The 15062-nt window shown below is 61.8% G+C and carries 14 protein-coding genes; 2 read left to right on the top strand and 12 right to left on the bottom strand.

The window, feature by feature from the left end:
• Positions 1-177 precede the first annotated feature (177 nt).
• Complete coding sequence (locus tag JOE29_RS22835; RefSeq protein ID WP_063313292.1) at positions 178-1176, bottom strand: D-cysteine desulfhydrase; 999 nt, start codon at positions 1174-1176, stop codon at positions 178-180.
• A gap of 197 nt (positions 1177-1373) precedes the next feature.
• On the opposite strand from JOE29_RS22835, the gene epsC reads away from it, so the two are divergent.
• Positions 1374-2327 carry a serine O-acetyltransferase EpsC gene (gene epsC / locus JOE29_RS22830; protein ID WP_003341466.1) on the top strand — a complete coding sequence of 318 codons (954 nt, stop codon included), beginning with the start codon at positions 1374-1376 and terminating at the stop codon, positions 2325-2327.
• A gap of 12 nt (positions 2328-2339) precedes the next feature.
• Here epsC and JOE29_RS22825 read toward each other — a convergent pair whose 3' ends face one another.
• The 6 genes from JOE29_RS22825 to hutC all read right to left on the bottom strand — a co-directional run bounded on the left by JOE29_RS22825 (position 2340) and on the right by hutC (position 6881).
• Positions 2340-3047: an anti-sigma factor gene (locus JOE29_RS22825; protein ID WP_003392419.1), complete on the bottom strand. Its 708-nt coding sequence runs from the start codon at positions 3045-3047 to the stop codon at positions 2340-2342.
• Positions 3044-3610 (bottom strand): sigma-70 family RNA polymerase sigma factor, encoded by a 567-nt coding sequence (locus tag JOE29_RS22820; protein ID WP_003414203.1) that lies wholly within the window; start codon positions 3608-3610, stop codon positions 3044-3046. The genes JOE29_RS22825 and JOE29_RS22820 overlap by 4 nt, the downstream gene beginning before the upstream one ends.
• A gap of 103 nt (positions 3611-3713) precedes the next feature.
• Positions 3714-4247, bottom strand: coding sequence for a DUF3455 domain-containing protein (locus JOE29_RS22815; RefSeq protein ID WP_003365928.1), 534 nt, complete (start codon positions 4245-4247; stop codon positions 3714-3716).
• 105 nt (positions 4248-4352) lie between these two features.
• Positions 4353-5528 (bottom strand): Na+/H+ antiporter NhaA, encoded by a 1176-nt coding sequence (gene nhaA / locus JOE29_RS22810; protein WP_004414562.1) that lies wholly within the window; start codon positions 5526-5528, stop codon positions 4353-4355.
• 49 nt (positions 5529-5577) lie between these two features.
• Complete coding sequence (locus JOE29_RS22805; protein WP_024662163.1) at positions 5578-6174, bottom strand: HutD family protein; 597 nt, start codon at positions 6172-6174, stop codon at positions 5578-5580.
• Positions 6171-6881, bottom strand: a complete 711-nt coding sequence (gene hutC / locus JOE29_RS22800) for a histidine utilization repressor (protein ID WP_161420743.1) — start codon at positions 6879-6881, stop codon at positions 6171-6173. Before hutC ends, JOE29_RS22805 begins: the two co-directional genes overlap by 4 nt.
• 204 nt (positions 6882-7085) lie before the next feature.
• Here hutC and JOE29_RS22795 point away from each other — a divergent pair, with 204 nt between their 5' ends.
• A complete protein-coding gene (locus tag JOE29_RS22795) occupies positions 7086-8450 on the top strand; it encodes a formimidoylglutamate deiminase (protein ID WP_044312628.1) in 1365 nt (454 codons plus the stop codon).
• Between the two features lie 180 nt (positions 8451-8630).
• Here JOE29_RS22795 and JOE29_RS22790 read toward each other — a convergent pair whose 3' ends face one another.
• From JOE29_RS22790 to JOE29_RS22770, 5 genes are all read right to left on the bottom strand, one after another.
• Complete coding sequence (locus JOE29_RS22790; protein WP_003304589.1) at positions 8631-9209, bottom strand: lipocalin family protein; 579 nt, start codon at positions 9207-9209, stop codon at positions 8631-8633.
• A gap of 3 nt (positions 9210-9212) precedes the next feature.
• Complete coding sequence (gene bamE, locus JOE29_RS22785) at positions 9213-9467, bottom strand: outer membrane protein assembly factor BamE (RefSeq protein ID WP_003304592.1); 255 nt, start codon at positions 9465-9467, stop codon at positions 9213-9215.
• Positions 9468-9718: 251 nt separating this feature from the next.
• The gene (locus JOE29_RS22780) at positions 9719-10729 is read right to left on the bottom strand and encodes a class 1 fructose-bisphosphatase (protein WP_003341445.1); all 1011 of its coding nucleotides are present in this window, start codon (positions 10727-10729) and stop codon (positions 9719-9721) included.
• A gap of 134 nt (positions 10730-10863) precedes the next feature.
• A complete protein-coding gene (locus JOE29_RS22775; RefSeq protein ID WP_210080033.1) occupies positions 10864-12213 on the bottom strand; it encodes a DUF3999 domain-containing protein in 1350 nt (449 codons plus the stop codon).
• 26 nt (positions 12214-12239) lie between these two features.
• Positions 12240-15053, bottom strand: coding sequence for a DUF2339 domain-containing protein (locus JOE29_RS22770; protein WP_210079889.1), 2814 nt, complete (start codon positions 15051-15053; stop codon positions 12240-12242).
• Positions 15054-15062: the final 9 nt, after the last annotated feature.

Raw genomic sequence — 15062 nt, 5'->3', positions numbered from 1 at the left:
CCGACTCGAGCAACTTCGTGCTGATTATTCAGCTTTTTTTCAGGCAGTTACGTCAGGTGTAAGGTTAAGCGTTGTGGTCTGTCGGGCGCGACTATATAGCCATCTACTTATGAGGAAAAATAACAAAAAAAGTTATTTTCCCTCTGGAAAGGCATAAAAGCCGCGTGGGCTAGAACGTCACTGGTCGAACGCATCCGGATAGGCAAACAGCGCTGGCGCACCGCCGGTGTGCAGGAAGATCAGCGGGCCGTCGTTGAAGCGTTGACGGCCAATGCCATCGAGCAGCCCGGACATGGCCTTGCCGGTATAAACCGGGTCGAGCAACAGCCCTTCGTGGCTGGCCACCAGCTTGATGGCTGACAGCGTGCCGGCGTTCGGTTCGCCGTACCGTGGGGCGAAATACTCATCCCACAGTTCGACCTTGAAGTGGTCAGGCAGCGCAACGCCGAGCAACTCTGCGGTGCGCTCGGCCAGGCCCTGCACCTTGGGCAGCTGTGCTTCTTCACTGCGCGATACGGTCACGCCGATGACCGGCAATTGCGGCAGTTCGTGAGCCAGTGCCAACGCCAGACCACTGTGCGTGCCGGCACTGCCGGAGGCCAGAACGACAGCCGCAAAATCGATACCGGTCTGTTTGATCTGCTCGGCCAGTTCCAGCCCGGCGCGCACATAACCCAGCGCACCTACCGGGCTTGAGCCGCCGATGGGGACCAGATAAGGCTTTTTGCCGCTGGAACTCAGGCGCGCAGCCAGGGCCTGGAGTTGCTCGTCGGCGTTGTCGAGGTTTTCCACCAGCTCTACCTTGGCATCGAACAACTCCAGCAGCAGGCGATTGCCGTTTTTCAGGTAACTGGGGTCTTCGGTGCCGATAGGGTTTTCCAGCAGCGCCACACAGCCAAGGCCCAGGCGCGCGGCCAGTGCAGCGGTCTGGCGGACATGATTGGACTGGATGGCGCCGGCGGTGATCAGTGTGTCGGCACCTTGGGCCAGCGCATCGGCGGCCAGGTACTCGAGTTTGCGCACCTTGTTGCCGCCCAGGGCCAGCGTGGTGGTGTCATCCCGCTTGATGTAGATATCACGATCTGCCCACACCGACAGGCGCTCGAGCTTTTCCAGAGCCGTTGGCGCGCTGATCAGGTCCAGGCGATTGAAGCGGGCAAGCTGATTTTTGATCATGGTCGTCGATAAGCCGTGTAAAGAGTCACCGGACTATAGGCAGACGTTTCTCGCACGGCAACTTATCTGTGCGCACGGCGCTCTTCGCGTATTCCGACAGAAATTGTTGTTTTTTTCGTCTGAATGTTTGCCGTAGAGTGGTAACAGCAGCGGCCCTTACTGTCGGTCGCCACCCTTCACATCAAGGAGAGTCAAGCGTGAGCGATATTCCAGAAGCGTCCGCCGACGGCCGCTCCAGCCATTGGCAGTTGCAGCGCATCGTCAGCCAGTTGCGTGGCGCGCGTGAAGACTGGCGGGCTCGCAACAGGCGGGTGAGCGGTGAGCACGGTGGACGTGAGCTGCCTTCGCGTGCGGCCATGGGCGAGATTCTTGAAGCCTTGAGCGGTGCACTGTTCCCGATGCGCCTGGGCCCGGTGGACCTGCGTGAGGAAAGCGAGGACTTCTATGTCGGCCATACGCTCGATGTGGCGCTCAATGCGCTGCTGGCCCAGGCCCGGCTTGAATTGCGCTACGTGGCCCATCAGCAGGGTGGTGACCTGAACAGCATCGATGCGCGAGCGCTGGAGCTGATCCAGGGTTTCGCCATGGCCCTGCCCGGTATTCGTTTGCTGCTGGACACCGACGTGCTGGCTGCCTATCACGGCGACCCTGCGGCGCGCAGTGTCGATGAAGTGCTGCTGTGCTATCCCGGCATTCTGGCGGTGATCCACCATCGGCTGGCGCATTATCTGTATCGCGCCGGTTTGCCGTTGCTGGCGCGTATCAGCTCGGAAATCGCTCATTCAGCGACCGGTATCGATATTCATCCGGGTGCGCAGATCGGCCCGAGCTTTTTCATCGATCACGGAACAGGCGTGGTCATTGGCGAAACCGCGATCATCGGCGAGCGGGTGCGGATTTATCAGGCCGTAACCCTGGGCGCCAAGCGCTTCCCGTCGGACGAGGACGGCCAGTTGCAGAAAGGTCATGCACGGCATCCGATCGTTGAAGACGACGTGGTGATCTACGCTGGCGCGACGATTCTGGGGCGTATCACCATCGGCAAAGGTTCTACAATCGGCGGCAATGTCTGGCTGACGCGCAGCGTACCGGCAGACTGCAACCTGACCCAGGCCAACCTGCTGCAACAGGACGACTGCAGCCGCAAGTAATCTGCCTTTGCGTCAGATCACCTTCACCGCCCGGCCGATGAACTGAATCGGCCCGGTGGGTTTGCCGATTGGCGAGCCAGTGGATTTCTCCAGTGTCAGCTCGAACAACTGATTGGGTTGCAGCGGCGGCAGTTTATCCAGCGGCACATGCAGGCTCTCTCCCGGCTTGACCAGGCCAAGCGAAACCGGGCCTTGCCAGTCGTCACCCTTGGTCCAGAACTCCAGCGCCCTGTCGGCCGGAACCTCGAACACCCCCAGCGGGATAAGCTGTATTTCCTGCGAGTTACTGGCCTGCACGACCCAGCCGGGAGCCTTGTCCTGCGGTCCTACGAGGACCACCAGATAAGACGGTTGCGCCGGTGCGCGGGTCAGCAGCGTCATGCCCAGTACCAGCGAAGCAGCCAGGCCTGCTCCGGCGAGGCCGCGCCAGATCGACAGGTTGTCCCACCAGCGAACGCGCGGTTTTTGCGGCGTGCTGGCAGGCGTGGTCATGTCCAGCAGGTTACGTTCGATGCGATCCCACAGGCCAGGCGATGGCGTCACCGGTTCGGCCAGCTCGGTCAGGGGCAGCAGACGCTGCTCCCAGGCATTGACGGCAGCCTGCAGGTCGGGCTCGCGCGACAGGCGACGCTGTACGTCGAGCCGCTTCTGCGCCGAGAGCGTGCCGAGTACATACTCGCCAGCCAGCTCGTGAATGTTGTCGTCTAAAGGCCGGGTCATCCCATGCACTCCCGCAAAGCCGTCAGGCTGCGCTTGATCCAGGCTTTGACCGTACCCAATGGCGCGCCAATTTTCTGCGCGATTTCCTGATGCGAATAACCGTCTACGTAAGCGTGAAAAATACAGTTTCGTCTTACTGGTTCCAGTTGCTCCATGCATGAAGTAATCCGTCCTGGATTGACCCGCCAATCGAAGGCATCGCCGATTTCCTGCCAGCCTTCCAGTGTCGCCTGTTCCTGATGATCTTCACTGCCGTCGTCTTCGACACGCACCTCGCGAGCCGTGTTGCGCAACGTGTTGAGCGCCAGGTGGCGGGTCACGCTGAAGATCCAGCCACGTGCCGAACCACGCGAGGCATCGAAGCTGGCCGCGTGGGACCAGATTTTCAGGAACGCGTCATGCACGATGTCTTCGGCCAGCGCGCGGTCACGCACCAAGCGCTGAGCGACGCCGAGCAACCGGGCGCTTTCCTGTTGATAGAGACGCTGCAAGGCCTGCTTTTCACCGCGAGCGCAGGCCTGCAACGTGGCTTCGTAATCAAAGAGAGATTCGTGCGAAGACAAGATGATCCGCCATCAATGGAAGACTGCTGCCTCGTTGATATCACGAGGCTCCCGCCCAGCAGCATAGCTTAATGCTGAGCGGTCACCCGGTTAGTGATGGCTATCAGCTTGCGGTCCAGAACAAGTAGTCGGCCTGATACTTGACCACTTCCTTCGCGCCCTTGTTGCTCTCTGCGCAGGCTTTGGCCGGGGCAACGCCGCCTTTCAGGGCCACACGCTGAATGTACGTGACGCCGGTCATTGCGCCCTTGCCTTCGGCCGGGTTGGCCTTGACCAGTTGGTACGGCAGGTTGCCAGCGCTCGAAGGGGCCACGGCAACCTGGGTGCCGGTTATTTTGGAACCGTCTTTGGCTTCCCAGGTAGCAGGCGGGCCGTAGTAGGTGCCGACCTGTTTGCCGCTCTTGTCGTTGAGCACTGCTTTGGGGCCGACGAACGCCCACTCCATTTCGTTGGGCATGTTGGCCTTGGCGCGGCACTCGTAGGTGATCTCGCCAACCCCGGTGGTTTGCATGCCGACCTTGTTGCCAGCCGGCACACGGACGCTTTCGGGGAGGTCGGTCTGAGCCATGGCAACAGACGACAGGCAAGTGAAGGCCAGGGTGGTACCAGCAAGGCAGAGCAAGCGTTTTGCGTTCATGCAGAAATCTCCAGAAGGTTTGACCGCGCTCAGCAACTCGAAGTGGCTGCTGAATGTACTACCCGCGAGAAACCCATCTGGATGCAGTGATTTGAAAATATTTTTTCAGGCCCGACTGAAACGGCTGCGCAGCAGCACAATTCCGGCAATAGCGGCCAGCCCCGAGCCGATCAGTACGCCGACCTTCACCTCGTCGATCAGGTGTTGCGAGCCGGGGAACGCCAGGTTGCCGATGAACAGGCTCATGGTGAAACCGATGCCGCACAGAATCGCCACGCCGTACAGCTGCACCCAGTTGCTGCCCTCCGGCAATACTGCCAGCCCGGCGCGGATGGCCAGCACGGCGGCGAGAAACACGCCGATCTGCTTGCCCACGAACAGTCCCAGCGCAACGCCCAGTGGCACAGGATCGATCAGGTTGCCCAAGGTGATGCCGGCCAGCGACACGCCAGCGTTGGCAAAACCAAAGATCGGCACCACGGCGAAAGCCACCCAGTAGTGCATCTTTTCTTCGAGGAACAGCAGGGGCGAGCGGGCTTCTTCCTCGGGCTTGCCCATCGGGATGCACAGCGCCAGGGCGACACCGGCCAGCGTGGCATGCACACCCGATTGCAGGACGAAGAACCACAGCAGCGCGCCGAGCAGCAGATAAGGCAGCAGACGGCGCACGTTCAAACGATTCATGACGATCAGCACCGCCAGCGTCACGAAGGCGGCGGCCAGCATCGGCAGGTTCAGACCGGAGCTGTAGAAGAAGGCGATGATCGTCACGGCGCCCAGATCGTCGAGGATCGCCAGCGCGGCCAGAAACACCTTCAGCGAGGTCGGCACCCGATTGCCGAGCAGCGACAGCACGCCGAGGGCGAAGGCGATGTCGGTGGCTGCCGGGATCGCCCAGCCGCTCAGGGTCTGCGGATTGCCCCAATTGATCGCGATGTAGATCAGCGCAGGCACCAGCATTCCGCCTGCGGCTGCAAAGCCGGGCAGGGCGCGTTGCCCCCAGGTCGCCAGACCACCGGCGAGGACTTCACGTTTGATTTCCAGGCCGACCATCAGGAAGAAGATCGCCATCAGCCCGTCGTTGATCCACAGCTCGACCGAGAGGCCCAGCCAGACGCTGTGCAGGATCGAGAAATAGCCGGCAGACAAAGGAGAGTTGGCAACGATCAATGCCGCCAGCGCAGCGGCCATCAACACGATGCCGCCGGCTGATTCGGAGGCGAGGAAGCCGGCGAGGATGGCAATGCCTCTGGGCGTTTCCCGGTTCGGAACTTGAGTCATGGTCGTCCTTGAACGAAAAGCTGTTTTTATCAGATGTGCAGATAAGCGCTTACTGGCCTGTGGCGGTGAGCTCGATCAGGCAGCAACGGCTGGCGCGAGGTGATTGCAGTTCGACTTCAAGCAGACCGCCAGCGTTGTCCACCTGAGCGCAATCGTGTTTGCCGAGGACTTCCCACGGCTGACTGTCGACGCTGATCGCCACTTGCTCGGCCATGCTGAACAGCACCAGGGTGCTGGCTGAACTGAACAGGCGTTGCGGGTGACGCACGTCTATCCAGTGCAAGCGTGCAGTGTAGCGGTGTGGGGCATAAATCAGGTTGAAATCGCGAATCGGCCCGTCCAGCAAGGTGCAATTGACCTGGCTGTCACCGCTGAATGCAAACGGGTCCGATGGCAGCAGCGGACGACTGCTCAGCCCATCCACGTCCAGCGTCATGCCCGCGCCCTGAAGGACCGTGATGATGCGCTGATAACCGGCAAACACCGAAAAATCGCCCGAGGTTTCGATGTCGGCAATCGACAGCCGCCAGCCGAAGCCGTCCAGGTCCTGGCCTGCGTCGCGAGCGATTTCTTCCGTGCTGCCTCCGCCGTTCTTCCACGGCATGCGCGGGTAGTCGACGGCGCGCAAAATGCGGGTCTGGCTCATTTGGTAAAGCGTCCTTCCAGGCGATGGCGGGAGCCGGGGTGGATCAGGCGCGCGGCGGTGACCGGCTGACGGCCTGACCAGGTACGGCGGCGAATCAGCAGGCAGGGTTCTCCCGCCTCTATCTGCAACAGCCTGCATTCATCGGCTTCGGCGAGAATCGCCTCGACCACATGCTCGCCTTCGGTGAGCGGCGCAACCTGCGACAGGTAGGCGTAAGGCGTTTGCAGGGTAAAGTCCTGCCGGAGGTAGTCCGGAGCGACCTGGGCGTTCACGAAGCGGTCCTCGATCTGCACCGGGATGTCGTTCTCGTAATGCACGATCAACGAGTGGAAGACCCGCTGGCCTTCACGCATGTCCAGCGCCAGGGCGCGCTCGGAGCCAGCGGCTTCCTCCTTGAGGACCATGACCTTGCAGGTATGGCGATGGCCACGCGCGGCGATCTCGTCGGCAATGTTGTGCACTTCGAACAGCGCCGACTGGCTCTTGGGTTCGGCGACAAAGGTGCCGACGCCCTGCATGCGTACCAGCAGGCCCTCGGCGGTCAGCTCGCGCAGTGCCCGGTTTATGGTCATGCGGCTGAAGCCCAGTTGCGTCACCAGTTCGCTTTCCGACGGCACACGGTGGTGCGGCGGCCAGGTGCCGTTCTGGATTTGCAAGGCGATCATCTGTTTCACGCGGGCGTACAAGGGTGCAGGACTTTCGCCCATCTGGGCTGCCAGGGAAGAAGCGGCGGGCGGAGTCGACACGTGGGAGTCCTTGTTGTTCGAGACGGTGTTTTCGAGAGCATTCAGACGCTGCAAAGCGTCCACGCTAACCATTAACCAGCTGCTCGGCAAGCATGCAGAAGGTTTACCGGTCACTCAAACGTCTGTATATGTATATACAAATTACAGTGATGAGGTGTGAAGTCAATGTCAGCCTTCTTTGCCGAGCGCGCGTTACTCTCCGACGGCTGGGCCAGCAACGTTCGCCTGGAGGTCGGTCAGGACGGTATTTTGACCCGCGTCGAGGCCAATGCCGAGCAGCAGGGCGCCGAGAAGGTTCACGGACCTTTACTGCCTGGCATGCCGAACCTGCACTCCCACGCGTTCCAGCGCGCAATGGCCGGGCTGGCGGAAGTGGCGGGTAACCCTAACGACAGTTTCTGGACCTGGCGCGACCTGATGTATCGCCTGGTGGGGCGCATCAGCCCGCAGCAACTGGGCGTTATCGCTCGCCAGCTGTACATCGAGATGCTCAAGGGCGGCTACACCTCGGTTGCCGAATTTCATTACGTGCATCAGGACAGCGATGGCAAACCCTATGCCGACCCTGCCGAGCTCGCGCTGCAGATCAGCCAGGCAGCCGGTTCGGTCGGTATCGGCCTGACCTTGCTGCCGGTGCTGTACAGCCATTCCGGTTTTGGCGGGCAGGCTCCCAACGAGGGCCAGCGGCGTTTTATCCACAGCACCGACAGCTATCTGGATCTGCAGGCTCGTTTGCGTCCGGTTCTGGCGGCTCAGTCTGCGCAGCAGCTGGGGCTGTGCTTCCACTCGCTGCGCGCGGTGACGCCGCAGCAGATCAGTGAGGTGCTGGCGGCCAGTGACCGGCAGTGTCCGGTGCATATTCATATCGCGGAGCAGCAGAAGGAAGTCGATGACTGCCTGAGCTGGAGTGGTCGACGCCCGCTGCAATGGCTGTATGAAAACGCGCCAGTGGATAACCGTTGGTGCCTGGTCCATGCGACCCATGCCGAGGCGGATGAAGTGGCCCTGATGGCGCAAAGCGGCGCGGTGGCAGGGTTATGCCTGACCACTGAAGCCAACCTCGGCGACGGGATCTTTCCGGCGGTGGACTACATTGCTCAGGGCGGTCGCTGGGGGATCGGTTCGGACAGTCACGTCTCGCTCAGCGTAGTCGAAGAACTGCGCTGGCTGGAATACGGCCAGCGTCTGCGCGATCAGCGCCGTAACCGGCTATATCGGAGCGATCAGCCCATGGTTGGTCGCACGCTATACGACGCTGCACTCGCCGGTGGCGCGCAGGCATTGGGGCAGCAGATGGGTACGCTGCAAGTGGGGCAGCGCGCGGACTGGCTGGTGCTGGATGGCAACGACCCGTACATCGCCACGGCTTCGGACGACGCCATCCTCAACCGCTGGCTGTTCGCCGGCAGCGATCGGCAGATCCGCGACGTGGCGGTCAACGGGCGGTGGGTCATACGCGAAGGGCGACACGCCGCAGACGAACAAAGCAACCGCGAGTTCGCGCAGGTGTTGAGGGAGTTGCTGGGCTGATGCAAGGGAGGACGCAGAGCACTCGGCGTTATCCACGAGTCCGCTTCTGCTTCTGGCCGAAGGCCGTGCGAGCGGACTTGTTCGCGAAGGGGCCGGAAAGCGTTCTGAAATTTATCGTTTGAACGACCGTCTTCGCGAACAAGTTCGCTCCTGCCGGGCTTAGCCAGAATCCCGATTCGGTTACTTCTCGCCTTTGCCGATCTTCGAGTCATCCTCACGCCAGATCAGGCGTGAGGTGTCGTAGCCTTGCTGGCGGGCCTTGCTGAGCATGTCTTCTCTGACCGAGGCAGACACGGTCGGTGTACGCGACAACAGCCACAGGTACTTGCGATCCGGGTTGCCGACCACGGCGGTACGGTAGCCTTCGCTGACGTCCAGAATCCAGTAATCACCCTTGGCAACGCTCGGCAGCAGGCGCGAGAACCAGTTGTCGAACACAACCCACAGCTTGTCGGTCTTGCCTGGAACCTGCGGTGAGGCGGTCCCGGTGGCTTCTTCCCACTTGCCTTCAATCGTGCGGCAGCGGTTGGTCACCGCGATGTTGCCGTCGTCCTTGAGCGTATAGCGTGCCTCGGACTGAGCGCACTTGCGCTGGAAGAACATCGGCAGGCGGGCGATCTCGTACCAGGTGCCCTGATACTGCTTGAGGTCGACGCTGTCGACAGTCTTGGGCTCGAGATTGTCAGCCGAGTGGGCAAAACCGATGGCCAAAAAGCTGGCCATGACACAAATTCCAAAACGTACCAGTACCTTGATCATGTGTTATTTCAGACCCTGGCCCGAGAACAGCACAACCTTGTCCGCTGCGTACTGCACGCTGATAAAGGTGTTCTGGTCGCCCCAGGTGCAGCTCGACATGCCCAGCGCACCGGAACATTCCGTCGGGCTGCCGAGCAAGGACTCGACTTGAGCCTTAGGCATGCCAGCGGACAGTTTGGAGTAGTTTTCCTGAGTGATCTTGCTGCAGGCAGCCAGCAGGACGCAGAACGAGATTAACGCGACAGAACGCAAGGACATGGATGTAGCTCCTGAACGGAAGGGGGTCGCGTCGCAGTGCAAGCCGGTGCAGTCTGGCGCTGGCGCAATACCGCAAGCTTAGAAGAGAAAAAGGGAATCTGGTTCCCGCACGGCGCAAGGATTTATGCCGTGGATCAGACAGTTGGCCCGCAGAAGGGGCTGGCAGAAGGGCGGACTGCTGGTTTTTTCAAGTATCTGTTCACTCGGTAGTGATCGAGCATGGCCCGATCACTACTGGTGCAGACGACGTCTTATGCCTTGTGATACGCGGTGGCGCGCTCGACTTCTTCCTTGGAACCCAGGTACACCGCAACGCGCTGGTGCAGGCCTTCAGGCTGAATGTCGAGAATGCGCTGATGGCCGTCAGTGGACGCACCGCCAGCCTGTTCGACCAGGAAGGACATCGGGTTGGCTTCGTACATCAGGCGCAGCTTGCCCGGCTTGGAAGGCTCGCGGCTGTCGCGCGGGTACATGAACAGGCCGCCACGGGTCAGGATACGGTGTACGTCGGCCACCATCGCCGCGACCCAGCGCATGTTGTAGTTCTTTTTCAGCGGACCGTCTTCACCGGCCAGCAGCTCGCTCACATAGCGCTGTACCGGGGCTTCCCAATGGCGCTGGTTGGACATGTTGACCGCGAACTCCTGAGTGGACTCCGGGATGGTGATGTCTTCGTGGGTCAGCACGAAGCTGCCCATCTCGCGGTCCAGGGTGAAGCCTTTCACGCCATCGCCCAGGGTCAGGACCAGCATGGTTTGCGGGCCGTAGATGGCGTAACCGGCGGCGACCTGTTCGGTGCCTGGCTGCAGGAAGGCCTTCTCATTCAGCGCTTCGTTCTGGCTCAGGTATTCGTTCGGGCAGCGCAGTACCGAGAAGATAGTGCCGACCGGTGCGTTGATGTCGATGTTCGACGAGCCGTCCAGCGGGTCGAAAACCAGCAGGTAGGCACCCTTCGGGTATTTGCCCGGGATCTGGTAGGCGTTGTCCATTTCTTCGGATGCCATACCGGCCAGGTGACCGCCCCACTCGTTGGCTTCGAGCAGAATCTCGTTGGAGATTACATCGAGTTTTTTCTGCACTTCGCCCTGAACGTTTTCGGTGCCCATGCTGCCCAGTACGCCGCCCAGCGCGCCCTTGGAGACGGCGTGACTGATTTCCTTACATGCGCGCGCCACAACTTCGATCAGGAAGCGCAGATCGGCAGGGGTGTTGTTGCTGCGAGTCTGCTCAATCAAGTAACGACTTAGTGTGACGCGGGACATGGATAGCTCCGAAAATAGGGGGTATGAAAACCCGCGCAGTTTAACGCGAGTGGCGACGTAATACTGCTATGAGACTGGCTTAAGACTGTTTCAGTTCAGATGTCAGGCGAACCGCGCCTGACAGGCCGCCTGTTTCAGCGTTTTGCAGCGCGCAGCGTGCTGAACGCCATCCAGCCAAGGAACACCACGCCAAGCAGCAGCACGGCCCAAAGCCCCAAGCGTTTGAAGTCAGTACTTTGTTGCACGGCGATCGGCGCAGCGGACATGTTGGCCACAGCCGCTGTGGCTGGGCTCGCCGTGCCGAGAGTCGCGAGCTTTTCCGCACTCAGGTCAGGAATCAGCGTGGCCAGCGACAGGTTGGCAGCCTTGACGCTCGGGTTGCCGATTGCCAGGGTGAATGGCCCGTTACCGCGCGCCAGGAACACCACCTCCGTGGCAGGCACGGCCACACTCAACTGCGGCGCTTCACTGCCCAGTCCGCCGCCACGATCATCCACCACCAGCTTGAGCTGCTGAACGATGCGTCCGGACAGTTGCAGCTGGTCCTGCAAAACGTCGCTGTTGTTCTGCGACAAGCGATACAGCAGGCCGCTGCTGATCGGCTGCCAGGGCTTCCCGGCATCGAGCCGGCCGTAGAGCGTCGCCGGTGCCAGGCTGTTGGGCTGGGTGATGTCGATTTTGACGCGGCCTATCGGCAAGCCGGTGGGCAGTTGCCAGACATACTCGTTGGGGCTTTCGACGCTGCCCTTGACCGGTGGCGACCAGGTCAGCGGTGTGGCCGGAGTGTCGCTGCTGGCGCTCAGCAGGTGCGCAGAGATCAGCAGCGGCGCGCTGTGCGGGGAACGCCACAGCAGGCGCAGATAGCGGGCGCTCTGGCCGGGCAGGCCGACTTCGCGCTGTTCGACCACTTCGTCGGCAAACGACAGCCGCGCAACCTGTCCTTCGCCCCAGTTGCGCCAGTGCTGCAGGTCGTCACTGGCTTCGATACTGAAATTCTGGAAGCCCTCCCGCTCGGTGCTCCAGTCGATGACCAGTTGTTCAAGCGGTGCCTTGATTGCGCTGGTGTCCAGCAACCAGCCGCGCAGCACTTCTTCGCCTGCTTCGATATCGCTTTGTGGCTGGACCTCGATCACGGCGCCGTTGCTGGAGCGCTCGATACGGATGACCGGTGCGGTGTCGCCTGCCTCCTGTGTGCTGTACAGGGCAAACCAGTTGACCTCGATCGGCGTCGGCTCCCGTTCGGGGGCGGGCTGGCGCGGCGTGATCGAGTAAGCCTGCGGCTGGCCCTCTGCATTGAACACGCGTACATCGCTCAGATCGGTCTGCCGGGCATTCAACTGGACGGCAAGCGGCAACTCGATGCGATACCACGGTCCTTCGCCGCTCAGGCTTAGCGGCGTCTGGCTGGCGAAGTCCGCCGGTTTGTCCTGGGCGAGGGCGGTTATCGCCGTGCACAAGGCCAGGCCAAGCACGGCGATCTTCATGGCAGGATGACTCAAGAACGGTTTCCTCATAGCGTGTCCGGTGCGGCAGTCGGGCCTGGGCCGGGTTTTTCGCCGACCTCTGTGACAGAGTGTTTCGGCGGTAAAGGTGCGAAATATCCCACCACCAATAGCAAAATGCCAACGCCGATGAACGAGACGATGCGCTCCATGCCGCCGCGATTGCTCAGCTCGACGAAGAACAGCTTGACCACCACCACCCCGATCAACGCTGCACCGCCCAGCCACAGCTGGCGGTTGGAGCGCATGTGACCGCCGATCATCAAGGCCAGTGCCATCAGCGTCCAGACTATCGACAACCCGGCCTGAACGCGCATGGAGTCGAGCAGCGCCCCGGTGTTCCATGGCACATCAGCCCAATGATGCGCCGTGCGCATGACCATTGCCGTAACCAGCGCGAAGAGTGACGCGCCAGCCACCAGCAAGGCAGCGTTACCAAGGCGCATGACGTGTTTGCGTAGCCACAGGCAGACCCCTGCCAGTGACAACAGCAAACCGATTTCCAGCGGGTTGAGCAGCGGAATATACGGCAGTGGATCCGCCGCGCCGTCGCTGAAGGTATTCGCCAGCCAGAACCACGCCATCATCAACACCGCCAGCGGCGCAGCGGCCCCGAGGTGATAGGCCTCGGGGCAGGCGTTTACCGGCCACGGCCATTGGCGCGTCGAGCTCATCGCCAGCAGGAACAGGCTCGGCACAATCGCCCAGCCCAGCCAGCGCCAGGCGTTGTAATGTTCGGACAGTTGCAGCAGGCCGAAGCGCAGTTCCAGTGCCAGCACGGCGATGATCAGCAGGCAGCCCACGGTGTGAGCGACGCGTCGGGCGAGGATGGATTGCATGCCGGTCAGAAAGCGCAGGGTCAGCAGATGCACGGCAAACACCAGCAGCCAGGCCAGCCAGCCCAGGCGCCCTGCGGGATGGTTGTGCAGGTCCACCGAGATCATCAGCAAAGCGGCGCTGAGTGGCGTCAGTACGCTGCACAGCGCGGCGAGATCCGGCCAGCGCAAACGGATGGCGATTGCCGCCCAGAGCGCCACGCTGAGCGCAAGGGCTAGCAAAAACGCTGCAGCCAGATAGGCCTCTGGCGCGTGCAGCATCACAGCGCTGGTCAGTGAGACCATCCACCAGAACGCGCCCCAGATGATCAGCAGTGTTCGAGCGGTGCGCTGATCGATGAGGGTCAGCGAATTGAGGCGGAACACGCACCAGGCACTGACCATGGCTGCGACCGCCAGGATCATCGGCGTCCAGTAATCGTTGGCAAAGGCTTGCGGCGAGCTGTCGGTACCGCCGCTGATCAGAATCGCGCTGGCGCCCAGTTGCAGCAGCAGGCCGAAAGCCTGTGCCAGCCTGAGCTGTTGGCGCAAGCCCAGCCAGAAAATCGCCGCGCCTTCCACGGCCCACGCGCTGGTTGTCCACTGCGAACCCAGGCCCAGCGGGATCGCCAGCGTGGCAAACACCACGCCCAGCGCCAGGCAGGTTTCCATCAGCAAGGCGGTTTGGCCTGGCGCACGTGCTGCCAGCCAGCGTGCCAGCGCCATGTAGATCAGGCCGAGCGCAAGCGCGCTGAACGCAGCGCCGAATTCCAGATGCTCGACCAGCGCATATTGCAGGCCGAACCCGGCTATCGGCGTGCCCAGCAACAGCGTGCCGTCGACGTAATCGCACTGGCGGGCAGCCCAGCGCAGCATGGCTTCGCGAGTGTGGTCGGGCGGCGCGCTGTCCAGCTCCAGCAGTTTGCGGCGGGCAAACAGCAGACCGATGGCCAGATACATCAGGAAGAACACCATCAGAAAGGGCTCGGTGCTCCAGAACAATGCCGGTGTGTAAGCCTGCAGGCCCCAGGCGAAGCCGATGCCGAAGGTGCCGAAGAAGCCGATCAGGTTGAGAATGCGCCAGGCCTTGAACCAGGCGATGGCGATGATGCCTGCATTGAGCAGGGCAAAATAACTGAACAGCGAGATATGGCTGCCTTGCCCGGTCGAAGCCAGCAACGGTGCCGCAAAGCCGCCCAGCGCTCCGGCGCATGCCAAGGCCAGTGAATTCTGCGTCAGCGCCAGAATGGCCGAGAAGCTGGTGATTGCGACCAGCAGCGCGAAGCCCAGCGTCGGGTCCAGCAGGGTGTGCAGTTTCATCGCGGCGAACACGGTCAGGTACAGCACCCCAACGCCGGTGCCTTGCAGCATCAAGGCGTAAGGACCGTTGCGCATCCGCAGCCACCAGCCCAGACCGAGCAGAGCCATGGCGCTCGCGGCCACTGCGGCGTAGCGCGCTTCAAGCGGCACGACCATGCCTTCGGTGGCATAGCGCAGCAAAAACGCCAGGCCGAGGAACAGCACCACGACACCCACGCGCAATACGGTATTACCGCCCAGCAGCCAGTCTTTTGCGGCGTTGATCGCGCTGTCCAGCGGATTGGCTTTTGCTGTCCTGGTTGGCTGGAGTATCTGTGGTGCGGGCTCGGCAGGCGTTGTTGTCTGCGGCGCTTCGTCCGGTAGGTCCCAGATCAGTTCGGGGCCGTCGGTGGGCGCTTCGACGATGACTGCATCGAGTGGAAGCGGTGCAGGGGCCTGCGCAGGCGGCACGCCGGGCGCGGACTGACGTTCGAGTGCGCTCAGGCGCTGCTGAAGGACATCGAGGGATTCGCGGGTTGCGAGCAGTTGCTGCAGCTGATCGGCGGATTGCCTGCCAAGCAGACGCACGCGAATGCCGGCCCAGAAAACCCAGCCCATGACTGCACCCATCAGCGTACCGGCCCACTCGTCATAACTGAGCGAGTAGCCCAATAGCGCACCGCCCACCACCAGACAAATCCAAAGCACGCGACGACA

It is taken from the genome of Pseudomonas sp. PvP009 (assembly GCF_017832995.1).
Classification (GTDB): Bacteria; Pseudomonadota; Gammaproteobacteria; order Pseudomonadales; family Pseudomonadaceae; genus Aquipseudomonas; species Aquipseudomonas syringae.
This window is presented reverse-complemented; position numbering and strand designations above follow the sequence as displayed.

Coding starts and splice junctions, on each gene's coding strand:
- hutC (WP_161420743.1), bottom strand. CDS start 6,881: ATGGGCGAAAGTCCTGCACCCTTGTACGCCCGCGTGAAACAGATGATC.
- JOE29_RS22795 (WP_044312628.1), top strand. CDS start 7,086: ATGTCAGCCTTCTTTGCCGAGCGCGCGTTACTCTCCGACGGCTGGGCC.
- JOE29_RS22780 (WP_003341445.1), bottom strand. CDS start 10,729: ATGTCCCGCGTCACACTAAGTCGTTACTTGATTGAGCAGACTCGCAGC.
- nhaA (WP_004414562.1), bottom strand. CDS start 5,528: ATGACTCAAGTTCCGAACCGGGAAACGCCCAGAGGCATTGCCATCCTC.
- JOE29_RS22815 (WP_003365928.1), bottom strand. CDS start 4,247: ATGAACGCAAAACGCTTGCTCTGCCTTGCTGGTACCACCCTGGCCTTC.
- JOE29_RS22805 (WP_024662163.1), bottom strand. CDS start 6,174: ATGAGCCAGACCCGCATTTTGCGCGCCGTCGACTACCCGCGCATGCCG.
- JOE29_RS22825 (WP_003392419.1), bottom strand. CDS start 3,047: ATGACCCGGCCTTTAGACGACAACATTCACGAGCTGGCTGGCGAGTAT.
- bamE (WP_003304592.1), bottom strand. CDS start 9,467: ATGTCCTTGCGTTCTGTCGCGTTAATCTCGTTCTGCGTCCTGCTGGCT.
- JOE29_RS22835 (WP_063313292.1), bottom strand. CDS start 1,176: ATGATCAAAAATCAGCTTGCCCGCTTCAATCGCCTGGACCTGATCAGC.
- JOE29_RS22790 (WP_003304589.1), bottom strand. CDS start 9,209: ATGATCAAGGTACTGGTACGTTTTGGAATTTGTGTCATGGCCAGCTTT.
- JOE29_RS22775 (WP_210080033.1), bottom strand. CDS start 12,213: ATGAAGATCGCCGTGCTTGGCCTGGCCTTGTGCACGGCGATAACCGCC.